Source organism: Flavobacterium rarum (SeqCode), assembly GCF_965234445.1.
Lineage (GTDB): Bacteria > Bacteroidota > Bacteroidia > Flavobacteriales > Flavobacteriaceae > Flavobacterium > Flavobacterium rarum.
Map to the genome: position 1 here is coordinate 123944 of NZ_OZ248504.1, position 23576 is coordinate 147519.

General features: G+C 33.5%; 24 protein-coding genes and 1 tRNA gene. 13 read left to right on the forward strand and 12 right to left on the reverse strand.

All coding sequences use genetic code 11. The features are described 5' to 3' along the window. Nucleotides 1-14 precede the first annotated feature (14 nt). The gene (locus AC8GF4_RS15560) at nt 15-248 is read left to right on the forward strand and encodes a hypothetical protein (RefSeq protein ID WP_506595892.1); all 234 of its coding nucleotides are present in this window, start codon (nt 15-17) and stop codon (nt 246-248) included. Beyond that, nucleotides 238-540, forward strand: coding sequence for a type II toxin-antitoxin system RelE/ParE family toxin (locus tag AC8GF4_RS15565; protein WP_506595893.1), 303 nt, complete (start codon nt 238-240; stop codon nt 538-540). The genes AC8GF4_RS15560 and AC8GF4_RS15565 overlap by 11 nt, the downstream gene beginning before the upstream one ends. 38 nt (nt 541-578) lie before the next feature. Here the strand turns inward: AC8GF4_RS15565 and AC8GF4_RS15570 are convergent, their stop codons facing one another. Together AC8GF4_RS15570 and rbfA are read right to left on the reverse strand one after the other, a co-directional pair. Beyond that, a complete protein-coding gene (locus tag AC8GF4_RS15570) occupies nt 579-1778 on the reverse strand; it encodes an ABC transporter permease (RefSeq protein ID WP_506595894.1) in 1200 nt (399 codons plus the stop codon). A 3-nt stretch (nt 1779-1781) separates the two neighbouring features. Continuing rightward, nucleotides 1782-2174, reverse strand: coding sequence for a 30S ribosome-binding factor RbfA (gene rbfA / locus AC8GF4_RS15575; RefSeq protein ID WP_506595896.1), 393 nt, complete (start codon nt 2172-2174; stop codon nt 1782-1784). Between the two features lie 271 nt (nt 2175-2445). On the opposite strand from rbfA, the gene mce reads away from it, so the two are divergent. The 3 genes from mce to AC8GF4_RS15590 all read left to right on the forward strand — a co-directional run bounded on the left by mce (nt 2446) and on the right by AC8GF4_RS15590 (nt 3603). Then, nucleotides 2446-2847 (forward strand): methylmalonyl-CoA epimerase, encoded by a 402-nt coding sequence (gene mce, locus AC8GF4_RS15580; protein ID WP_506595897.1) that lies wholly within the window; start codon nt 2446-2448, stop codon nt 2845-2847. A 137-nt stretch (nt 2848-2984) separates the two neighbouring features. Then, nucleotides 2985-3058 (forward strand) — tRNA-Ile (locus AC8GF4_RS15585). Between the two features lie 320 nt (nt 3059-3378). Next, on the forward strand, nt 3379-3603 hold the full coding sequence (locus tag AC8GF4_RS15590; protein ID WP_506595899.1) for an Fjoh_0651 family PID-CTERM protein: 225 nt from the start codon (nt 3379-3381) through the stop codon (nt 3601-3603). 44 nt (nt 3604-3647) lie between these two features. Here AC8GF4_RS15590 and AC8GF4_RS15595 read toward each other — a convergent pair whose 3' ends face one another. After that, nucleotides 3648-4235 carry a riboflavin synthase gene (locus AC8GF4_RS15595; protein WP_506595900.1) on the reverse strand — a complete coding sequence of 196 codons (588 nt, stop codon included), beginning with the start codon at nt 4233-4235 and terminating at the stop codon, nt 3648-3650. A 58-nt stretch (nt 4236-4293) separates the two neighbouring features. Between AC8GF4_RS15595 and pdxA the strand changes: the two genes are divergently transcribed. From pdxA to accC, 6 genes are all read left to right on the forward strand, one after another. Continuing rightward, entirely contained in the window at nt 4294-5343 is a 1050-nt protein-coding gene (gene pdxA, locus AC8GF4_RS15600; protein WP_506596066.1) for a 4-hydroxythreonine-4-phosphate dehydrogenase PdxA, read from the forward strand. Nucleotides 5344-5427: 84 nt separating this feature from the next. Beyond that, complete coding sequence (locus tag AC8GF4_RS15605) at nt 5428-5982, forward strand: YceD family protein (protein ID WP_506595902.1); 555 nt, start codon at nt 5428-5430, stop codon at nt 5980-5982. Between the two features lie 9 nt (nt 5983-5991). After that, nucleotides 5992-6186, forward strand: coding sequence for a 50S ribosomal protein L32 (rpmF, locus tag AC8GF4_RS15610; RefSeq protein ID WP_022828950.1), 195 nt, complete (start codon nt 5992-5994; stop codon nt 6184-6186). A gap of 173 nt (nt 6187-6359) precedes the next feature. Continuing rightward, complete coding sequence (locus AC8GF4_RS15615) at nt 6360-7358, forward strand: beta-ketoacyl-ACP synthase III (RefSeq protein WP_506595904.1); 999 nt, start codon at nt 6360-6362, stop codon at nt 7356-7358. A 22-nt stretch (nt 7359-7380) separates the two neighbouring features. Beyond that, on the forward strand, nt 7381-7863 hold the full coding sequence (gene accB, locus AC8GF4_RS15620; RefSeq protein WP_506595906.1) for an acetyl-CoA carboxylase biotin carboxyl carrier protein: 483 nt from the start codon (nt 7381-7383) through the stop codon (nt 7861-7863). A gap of 191 nt (nt 7864-8054) precedes the next feature. Next, complete coding sequence (gene accC / locus AC8GF4_RS15625) at nt 8055-9401, forward strand: acetyl-CoA carboxylase biotin carboxylase subunit (protein ID WP_506595907.1); 1347 nt, start codon at nt 8055-8057, stop codon at nt 9399-9401. A gap of 126 nt (nt 9402-9527) precedes the next feature. On the opposite strand, the gene AC8GF4_RS15630 is transcribed toward accC, so the two are convergent. The 3 genes from AC8GF4_RS15630 to AC8GF4_RS15640 all read right to left on the reverse strand — a co-directional run bounded on the left by AC8GF4_RS15630 (nt 9528) and on the right by AC8GF4_RS15640 (nt 13243). Then, nucleotides 9528-10724, reverse strand: coding sequence for a C1 family peptidase (locus AC8GF4_RS15630; RefSeq protein ID WP_506595909.1), 1197 nt, complete (start codon nt 10722-10724; stop codon nt 9528-9530). A 77-nt stretch (nt 10725-10801) separates the two neighbouring features. Next, nucleotides 10802-12703 (reverse strand): S9 family peptidase, encoded by a 1902-nt coding sequence (locus AC8GF4_RS15635; protein ID WP_506595911.1) that lies wholly within the window; start codon nt 12701-12703, stop codon nt 10802-10804. Between the two features lie 126 nt (nt 12704-12829). Continuing rightward, on the reverse strand, nt 12830-13243 hold the full coding sequence (locus tag AC8GF4_RS15640) for a hypothetical protein (protein WP_506595913.1): 414 nt from the start codon (nt 13241-13243) through the stop codon (nt 12830-12832). A gap of 482 nt (nt 13244-13725) precedes the next feature. Here AC8GF4_RS15640 and AC8GF4_RS15645 point away from each other — a divergent pair, with 482 nt between their 5' ends. Then, nucleotides 13726-14838: an NAD(P)/FAD-dependent oxidoreductase gene (locus AC8GF4_RS15645; RefSeq protein WP_506595914.1), complete on the forward strand. Its 1113-nt coding sequence runs from the start codon at nt 13726-13728 to the stop codon at nt 14836-14838. 3 nt (nt 14839-14841) lie between these two features. Further along, complete coding sequence (mtgA, locus tag AC8GF4_RS15650) at nt 14842-15585, forward strand: monofunctional biosynthetic peptidoglycan transglycosylase (protein WP_506595916.1); 744 nt, start codon at nt 14842-14844, stop codon at nt 15583-15585. 120 nt (nt 15586-15705) lie between these two features. Here mtgA and AC8GF4_RS15655 read toward each other — a convergent pair whose 3' ends face one another. The 6 genes from AC8GF4_RS15655 to AC8GF4_RS15680 all read right to left on the reverse strand — a co-directional run bounded on the left by AC8GF4_RS15655 (nt 15706) and on the right by AC8GF4_RS15680 (nt 23348). Beyond that, a complete protein-coding gene (locus AC8GF4_RS15655) occupies nt 15706-17913 on the reverse strand; it encodes a TonB-dependent receptor (protein WP_506595917.1) in 2208 nt (735 codons plus the stop codon). A gap of 156 nt (nt 17914-18069) precedes the next feature. Continuing rightward, nucleotides 18070-18414 carry a hypothetical protein gene (locus AC8GF4_RS15660; protein WP_506595919.1) on the reverse strand — a complete coding sequence of 115 codons (345 nt, stop codon included), beginning with the start codon at nt 18412-18414 and terminating at the stop codon, nt 18070-18072. A 76-nt stretch (nt 18415-18490) separates the two neighbouring features. Then, nucleotides 18491-19480 carry an aspartate-semialdehyde dehydrogenase gene (locus AC8GF4_RS15665; protein ID WP_506595921.1) on the reverse strand — a complete coding sequence of 330 codons (990 nt, stop codon included), beginning with the start codon at nt 19478-19480 and terminating at the stop codon, nt 18491-18493. 293 nt (nt 19481-19773) lie between these two features. Further along, entirely contained in the window at nt 19774-20202 is a 429-nt protein-coding gene (gene mscL / locus AC8GF4_RS15670) for a large-conductance mechanosensitive channel protein MscL (RefSeq protein ID WP_506595922.1), read from the reverse strand. A gap of 74 nt (nt 20203-20276) precedes the next feature. Continuing rightward, the gene (locus AC8GF4_RS15675) at nt 20277-22724 is read right to left on the reverse strand and encodes a bifunctional UDP-N-acetylmuramoyl-tripeptide:D-alanyl-D-alanine ligase/alanine racemase (protein WP_506595924.1); all 2448 of its coding nucleotides are present in this window, start codon (nt 22722-22724) and stop codon (nt 20277-20279) included. Between the two features lie 33 nt (nt 22725-22757). Beyond that, complete coding sequence (locus AC8GF4_RS15680) at nt 22758-23348, reverse strand: thymidine kinase (protein WP_506595926.1); 591 nt, start codon at nt 23346-23348, stop codon at nt 22758-22760. Between the last annotated feature and the right edge of the window lie 228 nt (nt 23349-23576).

The window sequence follows — 23576 nt, forward strand, 5'->3', positions numbered from 1 at the left end:
AAACAATCTTTATTATGAGTGTTCAAACCGAAAAATCTTTTTTAATTGATTTACTTCAAAACATCAATGACGCTTCTGTTATTCAGAAAGTGAAGAATTTTGTGTTGCACGAAATCGAACCTGTTTCTTTATCCGAAAATCAAAAAAAAGAACTCGATAATCGATTATTAGAACATCAAGAAAACCCTAAATCTGGAGTAGATGCATTTGAATTTTTAGATTCTTTAAAATCCAAATATGAGTTATAGCAAACTCACTTTAAAAACAAATACTACAGTTGAAATCGAAAATGTAATTTCCTATTATGCCTCGAAGAACATTATTCTAGCAAAACGAGTAGAAAAGGAAATTCGATTGGGTTTTAAAACTATTTCAAAAAACCCCGAAAGTTTCCAATGCCGTTATTCTAAAGTCAGGATATTTTGGCTGGATAAATTTCCTTATGGTTTGTATTACATTTGGGAAAATAACGAGGTTTATATCTTAGCATTTTGGCATTCAAAAGAAGATATCCCTAACAAAATTTCACAGATTTTATAATCAGTATTTTTTAAATCAAAAATCGTTAATCAAAAATCTTAATTCAACAACTTCTTACTCACTCTACTACTCGCAATCAGTGAAGCAATAAAACCAAGCGTAACAATAGTCGCCATAACTATCCCTAAATTTTCTAATGTAAAAACCACCGGATAAGCCAGTGTCGGAGTTATCATAATCATTTGGTATTGCTGTTGCAACACAACAAATACAACACCCAAAAGCAAACCAATAATTCCACCAAAAACACTCAAGAGAGTTCCTTGAAGTAAAAATATATTTCGCAAATCTTTAATATCGGTTCCCAGATTAAAAAGTGTTTTTAAGTTTCCTTTTTTATCCAAGATCATCATAATCAATGCGCCAATTAAGTTAAAAAGCGCTACTATAATAACCAGAGTAAATATCAAATACACTGCAATATTCTCGGTATTAAGCATTTTATACAAGGCTTCGTTTAACTGTTCCTTGTTTTTAATGGTGATTTTATTCTTAAAAATCGATTGAAGTTTCCCGATAACAGCACTTTCATCAGCACCTTGCTTTAATTTGATTTCAAGACCAGAAATCTGATTGGTTTTGTATTCCAATAATTCCTGTGCCAAACCCAAATCAGCAAACACATATTTAGAATCCAAATCCTCACTAATTGCGTAAATCCCAACTGGAAAAACATCAGTTGAATTAAATGCTTGAGCGGGGTTTTCTATAGCGCCTTTTCCCGGTTTTGGTACAAAAACCTCAAATGAATTGTTGTAATCCAGCAAGCCCAACGAAAACTTTTGAGCAAGTCCATACCCTACCACCACTTGGTACGTGTCTGGTTTCAGCCATTGCCCGTTGTATAGTTTTTTATTAAAATTGCTAACAGTGCTAAAAGTAGAATCAACACCTTTTAAGTAAGTAACCTCTTGTTTCCCGTTAAAAGTAAACAAAACACGTTCTTCAATAATTTTGGAATAATGCGCAACGCCTTCAATTTCTGAAATCTCTTTTTCCTGTTTGGGTACAATAAAAAAGGATTTTCCTAGCGTACTGTTCACTTTAAGATCAGGATCAATATCATTTGTAAACGAAAGACTAAATTCTTTCAAACCTGTAAAAACAGAGAGCACGACAAACAACGCCATTGCTCCCACAATAATCCCCATACTGGCAATACGATTAATAATATTGATAGCATTATTTTTGCTTTTGCTAAAAATATACCGCTTGGCTATGTAAAGAGGAAAATTCAAACTTTATTGAAATCTGCGTTTGTCCAACAAATCTCTGTTCTCTATAGGATTATCCCTATTCGCCAAAGCATTGTCAATCTTCTCGATATAATCCAAAGAATCGTCAATAAAGAAAACCAAATTCGGAACTTTACGCAATTGCAAACGCACTCTTTGCGATAAATCGTGTTTAATCAAAGTCGAATTTGTCTTGATTGCCAACAACGTTTCCTTCGCTTTTTCCTGAGGAAAAATGCTTAAATGTACCGTCGCCACAGACAAATCTGTAGTCACCGTAACTTTGGATACTGAAATTATCAAATTTGTAATTCCATTTTTTCTCACTTCACCTTGCAGAATATCAACCAAATCTTTTTGGATAACCCCACCTATTTTTTTCTGTCTATTTGTTTCCATGTTGCAAAAATACTATTTTTTTAAGAGACCACCTTACAAAGTCATAAACTCATAAAGTTTTTTATATTTGTTTTATGATTTAGGAGAATAATTAGGAGCGGAAAATTGGGCTTTTTAGAAGGTAAAGTTCCTGCTGTCCGCTATATTCCCTATTAACAAAAACTACGGCAAAAAAGCCTTGTTTTTCCATATCGAGAGATGCCACTTCCATCAGGGCCTAAAGAGAAATAATTCTTTTTTGTAACTATTTAAAAACGCAAAACAACACACCATGAGAAAAATAGAACATATCGGCATCGCAGTCAAAAACCTAGAAATATCCAATTTACTTTTCGAAAAACTCTTTGGTGCACCAGCCTACAAACAAGAAGAAGTCGCCAGCGAAGGCGTAAAAACGTCCTTCTTTATGAACGGTCCCAACAAAATAGAACTTCTAGAAGCCACCAATCCCGATAGTCCCATAGCCAAGTTCCTTGAAAAAAAAGGAGAAGGAATCCACCACATCGCATTTGACGTAGAAGACATTCTTTTCGAAATCGAACGTCTCAAATCCGAAGGATTTATAGTCCTAAACGAAATCCCAAAAAAAGGAGCCGACAATAAATTGGTCGCTTTTTTGCACCCAAAAGGCACCAATGGTGTATTAATCGAATTATGTCAAGAAATAAAATAAATAAATTCAAAATATAGTCAATTCATAATCAGCAGTTTTTGAAACCGTTTTGACAAATTCCACAAATAATCTCAAAATCTACCTTGAAAATACTTGTAACAACAAAATAATTGTAGTAATATTGCAAACTCTAAACCGGTCCTATAGCTCAGCTGGTTAGAGCACCTGACTCATAATCAGGTGGTCCCTGGTTCGAGCCCAGGTGGGACCACAGTTTACAAGCCTTTCAAGCAATTGAGAGGCTTTTTTTTTGTTAAAGGCGTAACAAATTTCAAATCCGATGATAAATCTATGGTTTGGAGTTTTTAAACAACTAATTCACTTACATATCATTCAAGATATGAATTTTTTCTTACTTAATAAAAATAAAATTTAATTTAAACGTTAAATTTAACACTTAATCGCTCATTTAATATTGGTAGTTTAAAAAATATTTATAGTTTTGCCCATTAATTATTCTAAAAAAAGAAGGACTTATACAATTAAAGACCAATTTTTTAGTTAAATTGAAAATCCAATTTTTGCAAAACTATGAAGAATTTAAAAGCTAATTTTTACATTACTCTGACATTTCTTCTAATGGAAACGGTAATTTTCGCAAATACCCCTCCAGCACCAGCAGCAGCAGACGATGACAATCCAGGACATCCTGAATTACCTATTGATCAAAACATAAAAATACTTGTACTACTAGCCATACTATACGGTACCTATAAAATATACAAACACATTCAAAACAAAAAAGCGTCCATTTAAATGAACGCTTTTTTGTAAATCAAAAACAATCGCTGTTTAGCGTATTATTTATTCCCATACAATCTGGAAACATATTTCCCAATAACATCAAATTCAAGATTAACTTTGGTACCTACAACAAAAGAATTAAAATTGGTATGTTCATAAGTATACGGTATAATAGCTACGCTAAAATTAGTTGCCCCACTATCCACCACAGTCAAACTTACCCCATTTACCGTTATTGAACCTTTCTCTATAGTAATATTTTGCAATGTTGGATCATATTCAAAAGTATAAAACCAACTGCCGTTAGTTTCTTTGGCCACAATACATGTTCCTACCTGGTCCACATGTCCCTGTACAATATGCCCGTCTAAACGATCTCCCAATTTCATCGCTCTTTCCAAATTTACCTCATTTCCAACCTCCCAGTTTGAAATATTTGTCTTTTTGATAGTTTCACCAATTGCAGTAACGGTATAAGTCGTTCCTGCTATAGCCACAACAGTCAAACAAATTCCATTATGTGCCACACTTTGGTCAATTTTCAACTCTTCAGTAATAGACGAATCTATTGTAATATGAATATTATCCTTCTCTTTTTTAACCTCTTGAACTGTACCAAGGGTTTCTATAATTCCTGTAAACATTTCTTATTTTATTTTACTAAATTTGCACTTCAAAAATAGCAATAAATAACTAGAGGACATTATGAAAAAAGCAGAAAATATAATCGTAGGGATTTCAATTGGAGATTTAAACGGTATTGGAAGCGAAGTGGTTCTAAAAACATTTGAAGATTCTCGAATGTTGGAACTTTGTACCCCTGTTATTTTTGCAAATGTAAAAATACTCTCTTTTATACGCAAAAACTTTGAATCAACTATTGCCCTTCACGGTATAGACAAACTTGATCAAATTGTTATCGGTAAGATTAATGTATTCAATCTATGGAGAGAAGGAATTGACCTAAACCCAGGTACAAACAATGATAAAATCGGAGAATATGCCGTGAAATCTTTCGTTTCAGCTACCAAAGCATTAAAAGAAGGAATTATAGACGTTTTGGTAACAGCACCAATAAACAAATACAACATACAATCAGAAGATTTTAAATTTCCTGGGCATACCGATTATTTGGACCAAGAGCTAGAAGGAAATGCACTTATGTTAATGGTACAAGATAATTTAAGAGTTGGTTTGTTAACAGACCATATTCCTTTAAACGAAGTTGCTGCACACTTAACAGAGGAATTAATTATTAAAAAAATTGAAACCGTTAAGCAATCTTTAATACAAGATTTCAGTATCAATAAGCCAAAAATTGCTGTTTTAGGATTAAATCCACATTGTGGTGATGGTGGCGTAATAGGTACTGAAGATGATGCAATTCTAAAACCTGCATTAAAAAAATTGTTCGAAAAAGGAACATTGGTTTTCGGTCCCTTTGCTGCAGATGGTTTCTTTGGAAGCAATCAATATGAAAAATACGATGCCATTATAGCAACCTATCACGATCAAGGATTGATACCTTTTAAGACATTATCTTTTGGTAACGGCGTGAACTATACTGCTGGACTAAATAAAATTAGAACTTCACCCGATCACGGAACTGCATATGATATTGCAGGAAAGAACAAAGCCGACTATAATTCCTTCAAAGAAGCTGTTTATCTTGCAATTGATATTTATAATTCCAGAAATCAATACACAGAAATCAGTCAAAAGCCCTTAAAAACAAAAGAAAAACAGTTATAAACAAAAAAAGGTGAATAACATTATTAGATTTGCAATAATTTTATATCTTTGCACTCCCGAAGTTTAGGGCAAATTGTTGTTGAAATGAGCAAGACAAAAGAATATTTAATTCCTTTCGTAGGATTGAAGCTAGGAAAACATAAATTTGAGTATCAAATAAATAATGCGTTCTTTGAAATCTTTGATTATAATGAATTTCAAAATTCAAACATCAAAGTAAATGTAGTTATAGAAAAGAAAAGCACCATGTTGGAAATTACTTTCAAACATGCCGGAACAATAAATGTTCCTTGCGATCTTACCAGTGAAGATTTTGATATGCCTATAAAAGGGACTATGAAATTAATTGTTCGATTTGGAGATGCTTTTAATAATGACAATGAGGAACTATTAATTTTGCCTTTTGGCGAATTTGAAATTGATGTTTCTCAATACATTTATGAAACGATAGTACTTTCAGTACCACTAAGAAGGGTACACCCCGGAATTAAAGATGGTAGCTTAAAAACAGAAGCTTTAACAAAACTGAAAGAATTAACAATTAAAGAACAAAAGAAAGAAACTAAAAAAGAAGAAAAAAAAGAAGAAAATATTGACCCACGATGGGACAAATTAAAGCAACTATTAACGGATAAATAATATAGTAAAATGGCACATCCAAAGAGAAAAATCTCGAAAACAAGAAGAGATAAGAGAAGAACACATTACAAAGCTACTGTAGCTCAAATCGCTACTTGTCCAATCACTGGAGAAGCACATTTATACCACAGAGCCTACTGGCATGAAGGAAAAATGTACTACAGAGGACAAGTTGTTATAGATAAATCTGTAGCTCTTGCTTAATACATTTTTGTAAATGATATTGGAACTCTCACCTAGTGAGAGTTTTTTTTGTTGTTTATAATTCAGCTTAAATAAGAAACCTTAAACAAATTAATTTGGTTTTTTTATTGTAATTTTAAAGTCTTTAAAAAATTTTTCAAATGGTACCATTTGTCAATAAATTATAGCATACAATGAATACAATTACCGCAGCAATTACCGCAGTTGGAGGATACGTTCCAGACTTTGTACTTTCAAACAAAGTCCTTGAAACAATGGTAGATACAAATGATGAGTGGATTACCTCTCGTACCGGAATAAAAGAAAGAAGAATTCTAAAAGATGCCGATAAAGGAACATCTTATATGGCAATTAAAGCCGCTCAAGATTTAATTGCCAAAGCAAATATAAATCCTCTAGAAATAGATTTAATTATTATGGCTACTGCTACTGCAGATATGCATGTTGCTGCTACTGGTGTTTATGTAGCTACAGAAATTGGAGCAACAAATGCATTTGCTTACGATTTGCAAGCCGCTTGTTCAAGTTTTTTATACGGAATGTCAACAGCCGCTGCGTATGTACAATCTGGTAGGTATAAAAAAGTTTTGCTAATAGGAGCAGATAAAATGTCTTCTATTGTAGATTACACAGATCGTGCTACCTGTATTATTTTTGGAGATGGCGCAGGTGCAGTATTGTTTGAACCTAACTACGAAGGTTATGGCCTACAAGATGAATACCTAAGAAGTGATGGTGTGGGTCGTGATTTCTTGAAGATACCAGCTGGAGGTTCATTACTTCCTACATCTGTAGATACACTAAAAAATAACATGCACAACATCATTCAAGACGGTAAAACGGTATTTAAATATGCTGTAACTAATATGGCTGATGCAAGTGAGTTGATTCTAAAAAGAAATAATTTGACCAATGAAGACGTCAAATGGCTAGTACCTCATCAAGCAAACAAACGTATCATTGATGCAACTTCAAGCAGAATGAATTTGGAAAATTCAAAAGTATTGATGAATATCGAAAAATACGGAAACACTACCTCTGCAACCTTACCTTTAGTCTTATACGATTTTGAGCATTTATTCAAAAAAGGAGATACTATCATTTTTGCTGCTTTTGGAGGCGGATTTACATGGGGATCAATATATTTAACTTGGGCTTACGATAAAAAATAAAATAAACTAAAAAATAATAATTATGGATTTAAAAGAAATTCAAAATCTAATCAAGTTTGTAGCAAATTCAGGTGTTGCAGAAGTAAAATTAGAAATGGACGATGTTAAAATCACCATCAGAACTACTTTAGAAGGAAGCACTACTGAAACTACTTATGTGCAACAAATGCCTACTCAAGGTGCTTTTCAACAAGCTGTAGCTCCTCAACAAATTGCACCTGCAGCAGTGGCGACTCCAGAAGTTGCTGTTGTAGAAAATGCACATTTCATCACAATCAAATCACCAATTATTGGTACTTTTTATAGAAAACCTTCTCCAGACAAACCAATGTTTGTTGAAGTTGGAAGTACTATTGCAAAAGGAGATGTACTTTGTGTAATTGAAGCCATGAAATTATTCAACGAAATTGAATCTGAAATATCTGGTAAAATTGTAAAAATATTGGTAGATGACATGTCTCCAGTAGAATTTGACCAACCTTTATTCTTGGTAGATCCTTCTTAATTTTAGATTTTAGATTAACGATTTTAGAAATCAGATTTTTGCCCGAAATCAAGAGTGTTATTTTAGATTTTTTATAATTATGTACAATTTGAAAAATCAAATTTACTTTTATGTATTTTGTCTATTATCTATTCATCTATTATCTTTTTGTCTAAAGTATCAAATTGTCTAATTAATCTAATTTTAAAAAAATGTTTAAAAAAATACTAATAGCCAATAGAGGAGAAATCGCACTTCGTATTATTAGAACATGTAGAGAAATGGGCATCAAAACAGTAGCTGTTTATTCTACTGCCGATGCAGAAAGTTTACATGTGAAGTTTGCCGACGAAGCCGTTTGTATAGGCCCTCCTCCTAGTAATTTGTCTTATTTAAAGATGTCTAATATAATTGCTGCTGCCGAAATTACAAATGCAGACGCAATACACCCGGGTTACGGATTCCTTTCTGAAAACGCCAAATTTTCTAAAATCTGTCAAGAACACAACATAAAATTCATTGGTGCATCTCCAGATATGATTGATCGTATGGGCGACAAAGCTTCTGCAAAATCAACAATGATTGAAGCTGGAGTACCTTGCGTACCTGGTTCCGTTGGAATTTTGGAATCTTTTGAACAAGCTGCAGAAATTGCCAACAAATTTGGATATCCTGTGATGTTAAAAGCAACTGCCGGTGGTGGAGGTAAAGGAATGAGGGCTGTTTGGGCTCCTGAAGATTTACTTAAAGCATGGGAAGGCGCGCGTCAAGAATCGGCAGCAGCATTTGGAAATGACGGAATGTATCTTGAAAAATTAATTGAAGAGCCTCGTCACATCGAAATTCAAGTTGTTGGAGATTCTTACGGTAAAGCTTGTCACCTTTCTGAAAGAGATTGTTCTGTTCAAAGACGTCATCAAAAATTGACCGAGGAGACTCCTTCTCCGTTTATGACAGATGAACTTCGCCAAAAAATGGGTGAAGCTGCTGTAAAAGCAGCAGAATACATTAAATACGAAGGTGCAGGAACTGTTGAGTTTTTGGTAGACAAACACAGAAATTTCTACTTCATGGAAATGAACACTCGTATCCAAGTAGAACACCCTATTACAGAACAAGTTGTAGATTACGACTTAATTCGCGAGCAAATATTAGTTGCCGCTGGTGTGCCAATTTCAGGTAAAAATTATTTGCCACAATTACACGCTATCGAATGTCGTATCAACGCCGAAGATCCTTACAATGATTTTAGACCTTCACCGGGAAAAATCACAACACTACATATGCCAGGAGGACATGGAGTACGTCTAGACACACATGTGTACTCTGGATATACAATTCCACCAAATTACGATTCTATGATCGCCAAATTAATTACTACAGCCCAAACTCGTGAAGAAGCTATTAGTAAAATGAGAAGAGCATTAGACGAATTTGTAATTGAAGGTATCAAAACAACTATACCTTTTCACAGACAATTGATGGACGATCCAAGATATATATCTGGAGTATACACCACTGCCTTCATGGACACTTTCAAAATGAATGATCCAGAATAAATCAAATATTAAATCCCATTCTTAACGGAATGGGATTTTTTTTGCTCCATAATACAAATCAATATAAAACACAAAAGCCTGCCTTGAAATCAAGACAGGCTTTTATAAAATGATAAAGAAATAAAGTTACGCTCCTATTTTCTTAGCAATATCTACAGGTACACCACCTTTATTTACCATTAATGAAGTTGTTTTGTATTTTACAAAATTCTTGCTCACATACAAGTATCCTTTATAGTCATTAGTAGCTCCCCAAGAATTCTTTACAATATAATATTCTTTACCCATTTGATCTTTGGCAATCCCAACGATATGCATGGCATGATCATCGGTAGTTTGGTAATTATCAAATGCTTTTTGACGCAATTCTTCGGTGATTTCTAGTTCTTCTTTTGGACCGTTGAACATGTTTTCCTTTTCTACACCAGACATATCATCAAACTTTTTGGTCGGAACATAAGCCACACCATTTTTCCAACTGAAACTTTTTTCACTCACATCCGAAGCCCAAGCAACTGTATATCCGTTTTTCAATGCATTGTCTATGATTGCAGTCATATCATTCATTTTTACATTATAAACCAAATCAAAAGACCAATTATCTGGAACCATCATCATTGTTTTTGCATAATAAGGTTCATTTGAATACGATGCAAATTCAATATATTCATCTGGATTAATTCCTACCACTTCCTTAGCGAAAGATTTTGGCGTATAATTTTTTCCTTTATAAGTAAAGTTTTCTGGAACTTGACCCAAATAAGAATCGATAACTGCTGCGTAAGCTTTTTCCCAATTTGGAGTCAATTCTCCATTGGGGTTTTTTACTATTGCGGCCAACATCGCTTCTGTTAAAGCAGCCATTTCTCCAAACTTATTTTTAGAAGTCCCATAATTTAAACCTGTATATACTTCTTGAGGGACAGCTCCGTATTTTTTGTACATGTTGGTTACATCATGCAATTCTCCACCATCACCAAGTGTTACAGCACCATGCATACGCACGTAATTCTTTCCTTTTTCAACATAAGCATTACGCGCAGAAAAGACTTGCGACAATTCTACAGGTTGTTTTCCCATTCTAACCATCTCCGATTCTAAAAAAGAATTGGTAGAATAACTCCAACACGTTCCAGATGATCCTTGATTTTTTATAGGAGTATTGGCAAGATTAATGACATCGATAAATTTGAAACTTTCTGCACTTTTTTCACTAGCATTTACCTTTAGAGAATTAACTAATCCGTCTTGGGCGTGCATGGATTGAGTTCCAACAACAAATGTTGTTGCAATAAAAAATGATTTTATTGATAATTTATACATTTTAAAATAGTTTTGGTTTTAGTTATTTGTAACAAAAATATCGAAATTGTTACATTATTATATAAAAATAGTAATCCCTATAAAGTTTCTTTCAACCATTTGTAAAACTCTTTTTGCCATATTTGAGCATTTTGTGGTTTTAAAACCCAATGATTCTCTTCAGGAAAATAGAGGAATCTACTTTTTATACCTCGAAGTTGAGCCGCTTGAAATGCCTCTTGCGATTGACCTATACAAACTCTAAAATCATTTCCTCCTTGAATGATTAAAATTGGAGTATTCCAATTTTGCACATAATTTATTGGATTAAAGGTTGTGTATGTTTTTTGGGCAGTAACATTATCTTTTTCCCAATACGCACCTCCAAAATCCCAATTATTAAAGAAAACTTCTTCGGTGGTACCAAACATACTTTGTGTATTGAAAACGCCATCATGAGCGATAAAACTCTTGAATCTATTGTTGTGAATTCCTGCTAAATAAAACACCGAATATCCACCGTAACTAGCACCAACACATCCTAAACGTGTTTTGTCTACATAACTTTCTTTGGACACATCATCAATTGCCGAAAGGTAATCGTCCATTACTTGTCCGCCCCAATCTTTACTAATTTGCTCATTCCACTCCACTCCATGACCTTGCATCCCACGGCGATTTGGAGCAACTACTATATATCCATTTGCCGCCATCAATGAGAAATTCCATCTAAAAGAGTACGATTGTGTCAAAGGAGATTGTGGTCCTCCTTGGCAAAATAACAAAGTTGGATATTTTTTTGTAGTATCAAAATTTGGAGGTAATACTACCCAAACCATCATTTTTTTTCCATCAGTAGTAGTAACGTAACGTCTTTCTGTTTTACCCAATGTCAAAGATGCATAAGTGGCAGTGTTTACATTTGTCAACTGTTTCCAAGTGTTTTTCTTTGCATTATAAGAAAAAATTTCAGCAGCATGATTCATGTCTGTTCTTGTAACAATAATTTCATCTCCAGAAAAACCAACCAAATCGGCTACATCAAAATCACCATTTGTAATTTGATGCACTTGAACTGCAATTTTTGTCATTCCTGGAAAATTGACTTCAAAAAGTTGCTTTGTTCCATCAATTGGAGCTATAAAGTAGATTTTTTTACCGTCTTTACTCCACATAAAACTATCAACAGTTCCGTCCCAATTGGCGGTCAAATTCATTTTGATTCCTTTGAATTCAACAATCAAATCGTTTTTGTCTGCTTCATAACCATCTCGTTTCATTTGCAACCAAGTCAAATTGCCAGAGGGAGAAAATTGAGGAGCTGTATCGTAGCCTAAATTTTCTTCGGTTCTATTTGTTGTTTTTCCTGTTTCTAGATTGTATTCGAAAATATTGGTATTGGTAGAAATAGCATACTGAGTTCCTGCTTTTTTCTTGCATACATATAGAATATTTTTACTGTCTGGAGACCAAATATAATCTTCATCGCCTCCAAAAGGTTTTTGAGGACTATCAAAAGTTTCCCCTTTTAGAATATCCACTCCAAAAGCACCTTCTTTGTTTTCTTTATAAAAAACGTGGTTGAATTTCCCTTCGTTCCAAGTATCCCAATGGCGATAATCAAGGCCATTGTATATTTGAACATTTGATTTGTCAAGATTTGGGTAAAAATCTTTTCCCAAAACATTGTCGATTTTTACTTCTTCGTTGTAAACAATATACTTTCCATCTGGAGAGGTGTTTTTATCGAGTAAGATTTCTTTGGTATCCTTAATTTCAATAGCAGTACCTCCATTTACAGGAATTGAATACAACTTTGAAATGGATTTGTTTTCTTCGACTGAGGGTGTCGACACTTTGTAAACAATAGTTGCCCCATCCTTTGAAATTCCTAAAGGGGTCATTCGACCCAATTGCCATAGCAATTCTGGAGTCATTACTTTTTGGGCTGTTGCTGTTAAACTTATCATAGTTAGCATTAAAAAGAGCGTTTTTCTCATAATAATTGAATATTTTCTTTTGGTTTTCAAATGTAGCATTATAATTCATAATTTGAATAATACCACAACCATAAAATATTCATAAAAAACAACTCCTAATTCAGTACTAAATTAGGATAAAAAAATTTAAGAAATTTTTAGATATTCAACCGTTAATAAAGTGATAAAGAAGCACAAAATCAAAACAATAATACTTGTTAGCATCATTTTTTTAAAAAAAGATTTTTTAATTTTTTTAACTTCCAAATCCAAATCTATCATGGGATTAAATTTGGTATACGATTCGACCGTGTTTAAGTATTCATTCCAACCTCCGTTTTCAAAAACTTGTTTTCCAAAATCAGTTAAATCACAGCGAAAACCTTGACTTACTTCTAATTTAATCAATCCTTTATCTTCCAATATTTCAGCAAAACCTCTAGAATTTTTCAAATTAAACCCTAGTTCATCTTTAAAATTAATACGCATCATAAATTGAGATTTTGATGAATATAATAATTTTAAATTAACTTCAATAAGTTGATCTACATTATCAAACATAACCTTTTTTTTATTTTAATTTTCAATAAAACCAATTGCAATACATTGATCTGCTTAACATAAGGACACTGATTTTATAATGATTTATAGTAAACAATTATAATGCCAAAAGACCAGTTTTAATTAAAAAACTTCTGTTTCAAAAGAAATAATACCCTTAGATTCTCTATTTATTGGTTTTTAAAAAGTATGGACTACTTGAGATCAACAATTACTTCCAAAACTAATATTCACTATCTAGCCCCGACATAATGGATAAACCTTGTGAACTGGGGTTCAGTTCACAAGTTTAGGAATATTGGCGGGAACGATATGGGCAGAAAATGCCGAATATTTCGTTTCAAAATATTTTAAAAGTACTTTTGTGTTTATAAAAAAATACGGTTTGTCTATTGTAATAATTTTTAGCAATGAAAATTATTTTATAATGCATGTGTATGTGAAAACCCGATAATTTATTTAATTTTATAAAAAAAAGCAAAATGGAGTTAAGCTATTGGGAATTAAAAAATTGGTTTAGCAATGTAGATTTCACTATTGTTGGGAGTGGTATAGTTGGGCTACATGCTGGATTACGCTTGCGCGAAAAATATCCAAACAGTACCATTTTGATTTTAGAAAAAGGAATGTTGCCACAGGGAGCAAGTACTAAAAATGCAGGTTTTGCCTGTTTTGGAAGCATTTCTGAAATTATTGATGATTTGAAATCACATACCGAAGAAGAAGTTATTCAACTTATTCAAAAACGGTGGAATGGGTTGCAATTGTTAAGAAAAAGACTTGGCGACACCGCAATTGACTTTAAACCTTATGGCGGTTATGAACTATTTTTGAAGGATCAAGACAGCAGTTATTCCGAATGCTCGAACAAGCTTCCTTTTATAAACGAAATTTTAAAACCATTGTTCAAGTCGGATGTATTTGCCAAAGAAGTAGATCGTTTTGGTTTCGGTGGTATTCACGAATATTTGATTTTCAATCCTTTTGAAGCTCAAATAGACACTGGAAATATGATGCAAACCTTATTGAAACAAGCGGTTTCGCAAGACATTTTAATTTTAAACCAACAAACGGTGACTTCTTATTTTGAAAAAGAAAATGGAGTTGAAGTAGCTCTTGGAGATTTTAGTTTTACAACTAAAAAACTACTATTTGCTACCAATGGTTTTGCCAATACACTAACTAACGTTGGTGTAAAACCTGCAAGAGCACAAGTTTTAATTACAGAACCCATTCCAAATTTAGACATAAAAGGAACTTTCCATTTAGATAAAGGGTACTATTACTTTAGGAATATTGGTGATCGTATTTTACTTGGAGGTGGTAGAAATTTAGACTTTGAAACCGAAACCACCACCGAATTTGGTCAAACAGAAATTGTGCAAAAAAAATTGGAAGACTTATTAAAAGAAGTAATTTTGCCGAATCAAGATTTCAAGATAGAACATCGCTGGAGTGGCATCATGGGAATTGGCAATAGCAAGAATCCTATAGTAGAACAATTGTCTGAAAATGTGTATTGTGGCGTACGATTAGGAGGAATGGGCGTAGCAATAGGCAGTTTAATAGGAACCGAATTAGCAGATTTAATATAAAAAATGGCAACCAAAATAACACCAAAAAAAACAACAAAAAAGCCCGTTAAAAAAAATACTGGCAGTTTTATGACCAAAATAAAATGGTTTTTACTGAAAGCATTGTTGTGGTTTTTTGGAATTTCGATTGCTTTTGTGGTGTTATTTAAATTTGTACCCGTACCGTTTACACCGTTAATGGTGATGCGTTATTTTGAAAATAAAGCGGCTGGGAAAGAAATTTATTTTAGCCATAATTGGGAACCAATTAATAAAATTTCAATGAATTTGCAAAAAGCGGTGATTGCCAGTGAAGACGGAACTTTCCTGACTCATAATGGTTTTGATTTTATTGCTATGCAAAAAGCCTACAAAAGTAACGAGAGAGGCCGGAAAATAAAAGGCGGAAGCACCATATCGCAACAAACTGCAAAAAATGTTTTCTTATGGCAAGGCCGAAGTTACCTTCGAAAAGGATTGGAAGCTTATTTCACGGTTTTGATAGAACTTATTTGGGGTAAAGAACGCATTATGGAAGTTTACCTCAACAGCATTGAAATGGGTGATGGCGTTTATGGAGCTTATGCCGCAACAGAACATTGGTATCGCAAAGATGCTTCGAGTCTAACAATGACTCAAGCCGCAGGAATCGCAGCAATTTTACCCAATCCAAGAAAATACAAAGCAACCAGCTCTTCCTCATACATCAACAATAGGAAAACAAAAATTGTTCGGATAATGAGGCATATTGGTAAGATTGACTATTAAAAAACAAGACACAGATTTCACAAATTACACAGATTTTTATTAGACGAAAAATAAATCTGTATTATTTGTGAAATCTGTGTCAAAAAACATCCTTTATATATCAAATAAGGACAATATTATCTAGAATTTAAACGCAACTCCCAAAACAAAATTGATCCCTATATTTGGTATTCCGTCACTGGCTAAGCGAGAAAGATGTGGAATGTAGGTTTTGTTTAATAAATTATTTCCGTTCAGGTTTACATCAAAAGCGGTTTTACCAAACATTACTTTTCCTCCAAAACCCATATTGAGTAAGGTATAATCATCTGAAGGTATATCAAATCCACTAACTTTATTCTGACTGAAAGTACTTGATACGTTTAACGTAGCAAAACCATCTTGAAGCCATTTGTTTTTTGAAAAATCAAATTTTAAAGTATTGTCCCAGTTGTTAGCCGGAATTTGAGGTAAGTAACCACCGTTTTGCAGTTTTCCCGTTACGGTTTCAAAACTGGTTTCAAAATGCAACCAATCCAAAGGGTGCGGATGTATGTGGAGCGCAATTTCTCCTCCATACAAATTGGCGTTGTTTTGAATGTAATCATACACTTTGAATCCATCAATCTCTGCACCCGTTGGAGAAGAATAAATATAATCGTTAATATGATTATAAAATCCGCTCACACTAAACTCAAAATGAGTACTCTTATATTCCAAATCCAAATCGGTTTGTAAATTTTGCTCTGTATTTAAGTCTGGATTTCCTACTTCATATCGAAAAGTTCCTTCGTGAACTCCATTGGAAGATAACTCGGCCAAAGTTGGTGCTTTGAAACCTGTAGCTGTATTTAATCGGAAAGTCAAAGCCTCAGCAAAGTTTGTTTTGTATCCCAAAGATGCATTGAAACTGTTGTAAGATTTATCCAAAGCTTCAAAATAACCTTCTTCTCCTGCAATTCCGTTTTCTTCAGAGATTAAATGACGATAATCAAAACGAAAACCCGCTTGCAAAGAGTTTACTCCCCAATCATAAATACCCGTTGCAAAAACACCAAAGTCATTTGTTTTTGCATTTGGAATCAAAAATTCTTCCGCCAAGTTTTTGTTTTCTTGAGACATTCCTTGGACACCAACAATAGTTTCTACTTTACCAATAGTGGGCAAATAATATTTTACATTATAATCAAAAGTATTTAAAATCATGTGCAAAACTGCTACATCACTATCTTCAAATTCAGAACGGTCATTTTTGATATATCCCAAATTCACATCCAACTTTGAATCGTTAAAAAACAAAGTGTTATTCAACGAAAACAAATTATTGTAAACTCCTTGTTTTGGGAAAGTTGTTTTCTTTGATGTCGTTTGGTACTCTACCCCATCTTCTGGAATTCCAATATCTAAATTATTATAATTGTACCTCAAAACACTCGAAAACTTAGCATTGCTGTACCCAATACCTGCTTTGAAATCCATTTCTTGAAAACGGGTATTGGTCACGCGATCTCCATCTGGAATTTTGTAATCGGATTGGGTATTGTAAGCGCCACGGATTAAATATTTCCAATTATCGGTAGATGTTTTCAAGCCCAAAGTAGTATTGCTCCCAAGTGTATTTGAGAATAATCGTTGTCCAAAATCACCTTGAAAAGTATTGGCTAAAGCAAATTTTTCGGGATTAAAAAACAATACACCTCCAAGTGCATCTGAACCATATAGCAAAGATGCTGGACCTTTTATAACCTCAACACTTTCAACACCTGCATCATTTAATCCGAGGCCGTGTTCGCCTCCAAATTGTTGGTTTTCCAATCGAACTCCTTGTGTATAAACCAAAACTCGGTTGCCGCTTAATCCTCGAATTACAGGTTTACCAATTGAAGTTCCAGTCGAAATTTGAGAAACTCCAGGTATGGTCGCCAATCCCTCAATTAAGGTAGCAGTTCCTTTTTCTTGCATCGATTTTACACTTTCTCGATCTACTTTCATCACGTTTTGAGATTGTAGTTTTGTAAATGGCGTAGATACGATAACCTCATCCATTTGAAAAGCCAAAGCATCCAAAATTATATTTAATGTCTGAGTATTTTGAACTTTTTGAATCTTTTTGTAATGGGTTGCAAATCCTACGGATGAAAACACAAGTGTTAAATCTCCATTTGGAAGTCCTGTCAAAGTATATGTTCCGTTTGCATCTGTAATAGTAGATTTATGCAGTTCGGGTGCATCGACTGCGACACCTTCCAAGGGGTTATTATTGGAATCTGTGATTTTACCAGACAATGTGTTTTGTGCTTGTATAAAAGAGGTAAACCCTATAAATAGAGTATATAAGTATTTTTTCATTTGATAGCTGTATTATTTCAAATTTAAGTGCTTTGTCAAAAAACTTAATTCGAAATTGTTTTATAATAAATAATGGTACCTACAAATTCAATTATAACTGAAATTGTTGGCTTAGTGATTTTAATTAAAACGAAATAACTCGGAAACAAAAGTTATTTAAATACAACTCGGAGGTCCAAGATGGGAATACAAACTGCCCGAAAACGATAATATGTTTTTTGTGTTTGCGAATAAATAAGGGATTTTCCAATTTCCTGAAAAGAATGCTGGGGAATAATTGGCTGAAGTTACAAAACTGCTGAACCCAAATTCACAAACATAACAATGGTCAAAACTGTGATGCTGATGGGTAAATTCAGAACTTGAATTATAAGTGTGATGACAAGTTTTTTGAGAAAATTTTTCATGTAAATGCCCAATACTATCCACCGATTGAAACACTATTGAGAACAATACTGCAACAACCAAAGAAAGATTAAGTAGAAGCTGTTTTCTTTTCATCACGGCAAAGGTAACAAAACAAAAAAACTACAACCGATTAAAGTTGTAGTTTTCTTATTTAATATCAAAAAATGGATTAAACCAATTTTGCGGCGATTAAATATTCTGCAATTTGAATCGTATTTGTTGCTGCTCCTTTTCTCAAGTTATCGGCAACAATCCACATATTCAAAGTATTGTCTTGGCTTTCGTCACGACGAATTCTACCTACGAAAACTTCATTTTTCCCTTCAGCATAACGAGGCATTGGATACGTGAAAGTATCTAAATTGTCTTGAACCACGATACCATCTGTATGGTGCAAAATGTTTCTTACTTCGTTTACATCAAAATCATTGCTGAATTCAATATTTACAGCTTCGCTATGTCCACCAACAACTGGCACACGAACAGCCGTTGCCGTTACTTTGATAGAATCATCGCTTAAGATTTTTTTAGTTTCGTTAACCAATTTCATCTCTTCTTTGGTGTATCCGTTGTCTTCAAAACTATCACATTGAGGAATACAGTTTCTGTTGATTTTGTATTTGTAAACCATCTCCCCTTCGATTCCGGCAACTTCATTTTCAAATTGTTGAACCGCTTTTACACCAGTTCCTGTAATGGATTGGTAAGTCGAAACAATCACACGTTTTATGTTGTATTTTTTATGCAATGGAGCCAAAGCCAATACCATTTGAATCGTAGAACAATTTGGATTAGCAATAATTTTATCTGCAGCTGTCAATTCACTAGCGTTGATTTCTGGAACCACTAATTTTTTGGTAGGATCCATTCTCCAAGCTGATGAATTATCAATAACAGTTGTTCCTGCAGCAGCAAATTTTGGAGCCCATTCTAATGATGTTCCTCCTCCAGCTGAGAATAAAGCTATATCTGCTTTCATATCTACGGCTGTTTGCATACCAACAACTTTGTATTTTTTTCCTTGAAATTCAATCTCTTTTCCAATTGATTTCTCAGAAGCAACAGGAATTAATTCGGTTACAGGAAAATTTCTTTCTGCCAATACTTTCAACATTATTTCGCCAACCATTCCGGTAGCTCCTACAACTGCTATTCTCATCGTATGTCTATTTTATAATTACTTCGTCCGTTCGCTTTTCCGGCTCGGGTGAATATTTTTTTTTGAAATACAAAAGTAAGTAATATTCAAAAGATAACAAGGGGCTTAACAAAATTTAACAAATTGTTGCAAATCAAACAAAATAGAAAAACCACCCTTTTATAGAGTGGTTTGGTTAGAATATATAGTGTAAAGCGGGTTTGAAATAGTTCCTTAGATTCTGAGACGCTAAGTTGCTGAGATTTGAAATAATACCATTTTTTATTTAACTCAGAATCTCAGTATTTTAGTGTCTATTTTCTCAGTAAATCTCTAATTTGTGTAAGCAATTCTTCCTGAGTTGGTCCAGCGGGTGGAGCTTCAACTACAACTTCTTGTTTTTTGGATCTTTCGTACGCTTTTAATACCATAAAGATACAAAAACCTATAATAACGAAATCAAACACCGTTTGAATAAAAGCACCATAGTTTATTGCAATTTCTGCTATTGCAGGAACTTTTTCTGTTCCATTTTCCAAAACGGCTGGAACTCCGTCTTGAAGAACAACTTTAAGATTTTTAAAATCTACTTTTCCCAATAAAAGTCCAATTGGCGGCATCAAAACATCATTGGTAAAAGAGGTGACAATTTTTCCAAAAGCTCCCCCAACAATTACGGCTGTTGCCAAATTTACTATTTCACCTTTCATCAAAAAGGCTTTAAAATCACTTACAAATCCCATAATACATTGGTTTTAATTAGATTTACAAAAATATTGAATAACGAATATACTTATTTTTTGGAAACTTGTTGTCATTATTCTCTATAAAAAACACGTTTTACCCGCTGCGAAATACTAGTTAGAATTTCATACGGAATGGTTTTCAATTGTTCTGCCATGTAGGCAACTGTCGGGCTTTCTCCAAATATCACTACGGCATCTCCTTCTTTGCATTCAATCTCCGTGACATCAACCATTAACATATCCATACAAACACTTCCAAGAATAGGCGCCATTTTATTTTTTATCGTTACAAAACCAACTCCATTTCCCCAACTTCTAGCAATTCCATCGGCATAACCAATGGGGATTGTCGCAATTTGTGATTCTCGATTGGCTATAAATCGTCTTCCGTAACCCACACTTTCACCCGATTGTATCGTTCGAATTTGGGAAATAATAGATTTTAAAGTACCTACGTTTTCAAGATAATTTTGTTCTTCTGGATCATTGGAAACACCATAAAGTCCAATCCCCAATCGAACCATGTCAAATTGTGCTTGCGGAAAATTACTAATTCCAGAAGTGTTCAAAATATGACGAATGGGACTAATTTGCAATTCCCTTATCAATTGAGACGATAATTTTTGGAATAAATTAATTTGATATACTGCAAAATCTTTATGATGCAAATCATCACTTGTTGCCAAATGAGATAGAATACTCTTTACCATTACGGTTGGATTGCCTTTCAAAGTGGCTATCAATTCATCTATAGTATTGGCTTCGAAACCCAAACGATGCATTCCTGTATCCAACTTTATATGTATTGGAAAATCCTTTAATTTCTTTTGCTCTGCTATTTTCAAGAAGGAGTTTAATCCTTTTAGACTATAAATTTCAGGCTCCAATTGGTGCTGAATTATGGCCGAAAAACTAGTGTTTTCGGGATTCAAAACCATAATTGGCAATTTGATTCCTGCCGTTTTCAATGAAATTCCTTCATCGGCGAACGCAACACCCAAATAATCTACTTTGTGATGTTCCAATAATTTGGCAATTTCAAAACCACCATTTCCATATCCAAAAGCCTTAACCATGGCCATCATTTTGACCGTTGGTTTAAGTTTAGATTTAAAAAAATTATAATTATGACTTATCGCATTGAGGTTGATTTCCAATACTGTTTCATGTGTTTTCTCGGCCAATGCAGCAACAATTTCTTCAAATTGAAAAGATCTTGCGCCTTTTATCAAAATGGTTTCATTCCTCAAATTCATTTGGTCCAAATGCAAAATAAATTCCTTGGCGTCTTTAAAAAAAATAGCGTTCGGCAATTTTGATTTAAGTGCAGAAATCGTTTCTCCGATTCCAACAACACTACTTATGTTATTAGAAATAATCAGCTCTGATACTTTAGAATATAAATCTTGATTGGTCAAACCACTTTGAAAAATATCCGAAAGAATTACTGTTTTTTTAGGATGTTGTTTTTGGCTTTCCAGAAAATCCAATGCAATTTTTAAAGATTGAAAGTCTGAGCTGTAACTGTCATCAATGATACTGCAATTATTGATTCCGTTTTTTACTTTCAGTCGCATTTCAACTGGATACAACAAGTCAATTCGTTCCTGAATAATTTTAAAATCATACTTTAAATACAATAAAACCAATAAACAAGAAATTGTATTTTCTATTGAAGCATCGTCAAGAAAAGGGATTTTTAAAGTCGAAACATTCCCTTTGTAATTATATTCAATAAATGTATTATCGTGTGTAAGTCTTTTTTTGGATATAAAAAGAGTCGCCTCAGCATCTGCAAAAGACCAAGAAATTGCTTTCGTTTTAGAGTTAATAATTTGCTCTACATTACTACTTTTTTTATAAATCACTACCTCCGACTGGTTAAAAAGCAGCATTTTTTCCTTGATTTTTTCTTCTAGGTTTTTAAACCCCTCATCATGGGCAGAACCCATATTAGTTAAGACTCCAATCGTGGGCTTAATAATTTTTTCTAATTTCTCCATTTCCAAAACTGTAGAAATTCCAGCTTCAAAAATGCCAAGATTATGTTGTTCATTTATTCCTAATATGGACAATGGAACTCCCACTTGAGAATTATAACTTTTAGGACTTCGAATAATATTAAATTCAGGACTTAAAAGAAAATTGAGCCATTCTTTTACAATTGTTTTTCCATTACTTCCCGTAATCCCTATTATAGGAAAAGAAAAAAGACTTCGATAGTTCGAAGCTATTTGCTGCAGAGCATTTAATGTATTTTCTACAATCAGAAAATTAGCTTTGCCATCAAGTCCATCAGGAATGTGAGTAACAACAAAATTATGAACACCTTTTAAAATTAAATCTTTTATATATAAATGAGCGTCATTATTAGGGCCAACTAGAGCAAAAAAAAGTGTTTGCGGACCATTTTGCAAAGAACGGCTGTCAATGGAAATGTTTTCAATTGTAGTTTCAACAGAATTACCATTCCATTTTGAACGTAGAATACTTGCAATATTTGTGCTATTTAAATTCAATTGTAGTCTATGTTATTTAGTTATTGCCAAACACTATTTCTCTTCATCTTTCCGCATAGCATGATAATAAGCAGCACGGCTCAACGGCTCGTATTCTTCGGTTTCTCCTAACATTACGAGCTTATCATTTGCCGTTTTACGAAAACTATAATTCGCTAGATTTCCCGTCCTTGTGCATACCGCATGAACCTTTGTTACATATTCGGCAGTTGCCATAAGTGCAGGCATCGGGCCAAAAGGATTTCCCTTGAAATCCATATCGAGACCAGCAACAATCACTCGAATTCCTTGATTGGCAAGGTCATTACAAATAGTGACAATTTCATCATCAAAAAACTGTGCTTCATCAATCCCAACCACATCACATCCTTGGGCTAAAATAGCGATATTGGCTGCAGCTGGAACGGGTGTTGAACGAATTTCATTACTGTCGTGAGAAACCACCATTTCCTCATGATAACGCGTATCAATTGCAGGCTTGAAAATTTCTACCTTTTGCTTGGCAAATTGAGCCCGTTTTAATCTTCGAATGAGTTCTTCAGTTTTACCCGAAAACATAGAGCCACAAATGACTTCAATCCACCCAAATTGTTCTTTATGATTTACTGTATTTTCGAGAAACATTTTGTATTTTTCTACCTTAAAAAATGAATAGTTTTTATTACTTTGTAACGGTAATAAATCGATTGGATAAAAATCAATTTTTACCTCGTTTCAAAAGTAGATAATTTTTATCAAAACGAAGATTTACGAAGATTTATTTCGATAAATAAAAATAAAGTAAATTATTGTCTTTACACAAGACTCGAATAACCAAATTTTAAAAAAAGCCTTACTCCTAATAATTTCAAA

Bases quoted from the DNA above. Each gene is read 5' to 3' on its own strand.
- AC8GF4_RS15640 (WP_506595913.1), bottom strand. From the start codon at position 13,243: ATGTTTGATAATGTAGATCAACTTATTGAAGTTAATTTAAAATTATTA.
- mscL (WP_506595922.1), bottom strand. From the start codon at position 20,202: ATGGGATTTGTAAGTGATTTTAAAGCCTTTTTGATGAAAGGTGAAATA.
- AC8GF4_RS15660 (WP_506595919.1), bottom strand. From the start codon at position 18,414: ATGAAAAGAAAACAGCTTCTACTTAATCTTTCTTTGGTTGTTGCAGTA.
- AC8GF4_RS15665 (WP_506595921.1), bottom strand. From the start codon at position 19,480: ATGAGAATAGCAGTTGTAGGAGCTACCGGAATGGTTGGCGAAATAATG.
- AC8GF4_RS15615 (WP_506595904.1), top strand. From the start codon at position 6,360: ATGAATACAATTACCGCAGCAATTACCGCAGTTGGAGGATACGTTCCA.
- AC8GF4_RS15630 (WP_506595909.1), bottom strand. From the start codon at position 10,724: ATGTATAAATTATCAATAAAATCATTTTTTATTGCAACAACATTTGTT.
- rpmF (WP_022828950.1), top strand. From the start codon at position 5,992: ATGGCACATCCAAAGAGAAAAATCTCGAAAACAAGAAGAGATAAGAGA.
- AC8GF4_RS15635 (WP_506595911.1), bottom strand. From the start codon at position 12,703: ATGAGAAAAACGCTCTTTTTAATGCTAACTATGATAAGTTTAACAGCA.
- AC8GF4_RS15680 (WP_506595926.1), bottom strand. From the start codon at position 23,348: ATGTTTCTCGAAAATACAGTAAATCATAAAGAACAATTTGGGTGGATT.
- accC (WP_506595907.1), top strand. From the start codon at position 8,055: ATGTTTAAAAAAATACTAATAGCCAATAGAGGAGAAATCGCACTTCGT.
- AC8GF4_RS15560 (WP_506595892.1), top strand. From the start codon at position 15: ATGAGTGTTCAAACCGAAAAATCTTTTTTAATTGATTTACTTCAAAAC.
- AC8GF4_RS15590 (WP_506595899.1), top strand. From the start codon at position 3,379: ATGAAGAATTTAAAAGCTAATTTTTACATTACTCTGACATTTCTTCTA.
- AC8GF4_RS15605 (WP_506595902.1), top strand. From the start codon at position 5,428: ATGAGCAAGACAAAAGAATATTTAATTCCTTTCGTAGGATTGAAGCTA.
- AC8GF4_RS15645 (WP_506595914.1), top strand. From the start codon at position 13,726: ATGGAGTTAAGCTATTGGGAATTAAAAAATTGGTTTAGCAATGTAGAT.
- mce (WP_506595897.1), top strand. From the start codon at position 2,446: ATGAGAAAAATAGAACATATCGGCATCGCAGTCAAAAACCTAGAAATA.
- AC8GF4_RS15565 (WP_506595893.1), top strand. From the start codon at position 238: ATGAGTTATAGCAAACTCACTTTAAAAACAAATACTACAGTTGAAATC.
- mtgA (WP_506595916.1), top strand. From the start codon at position 14,842: ATGGCAACCAAAATAACACCAAAAAAAACAACAAAAAAGCCCGTTAAA.
- rbfA (WP_506595896.1), bottom strand. From the start codon at position 2,174: ATGGAAACAAATAGACAGAAAAAAATAGGTGGGGTTATCCAAAAAGAT.
- AC8GF4_RS15595 (WP_506595900.1), bottom strand. From the start codon at position 4,235: ATGTTTACAGGAATTATAGAAACCCTTGGTACAGTTCAAGAGGTTAAA.
- AC8GF4_RS15655 (WP_506595917.1), bottom strand. From the start codon at position 17,913: ATGAAAAAATACTTATATACTCTATTTATAGGGTTTACCTCTTTTATA.
- accB (WP_506595906.1), top strand. From the start codon at position 7,381: ATGGATTTAAAAGAAATTCAAAATCTAATCAAGTTTGTAGCAAATTCA.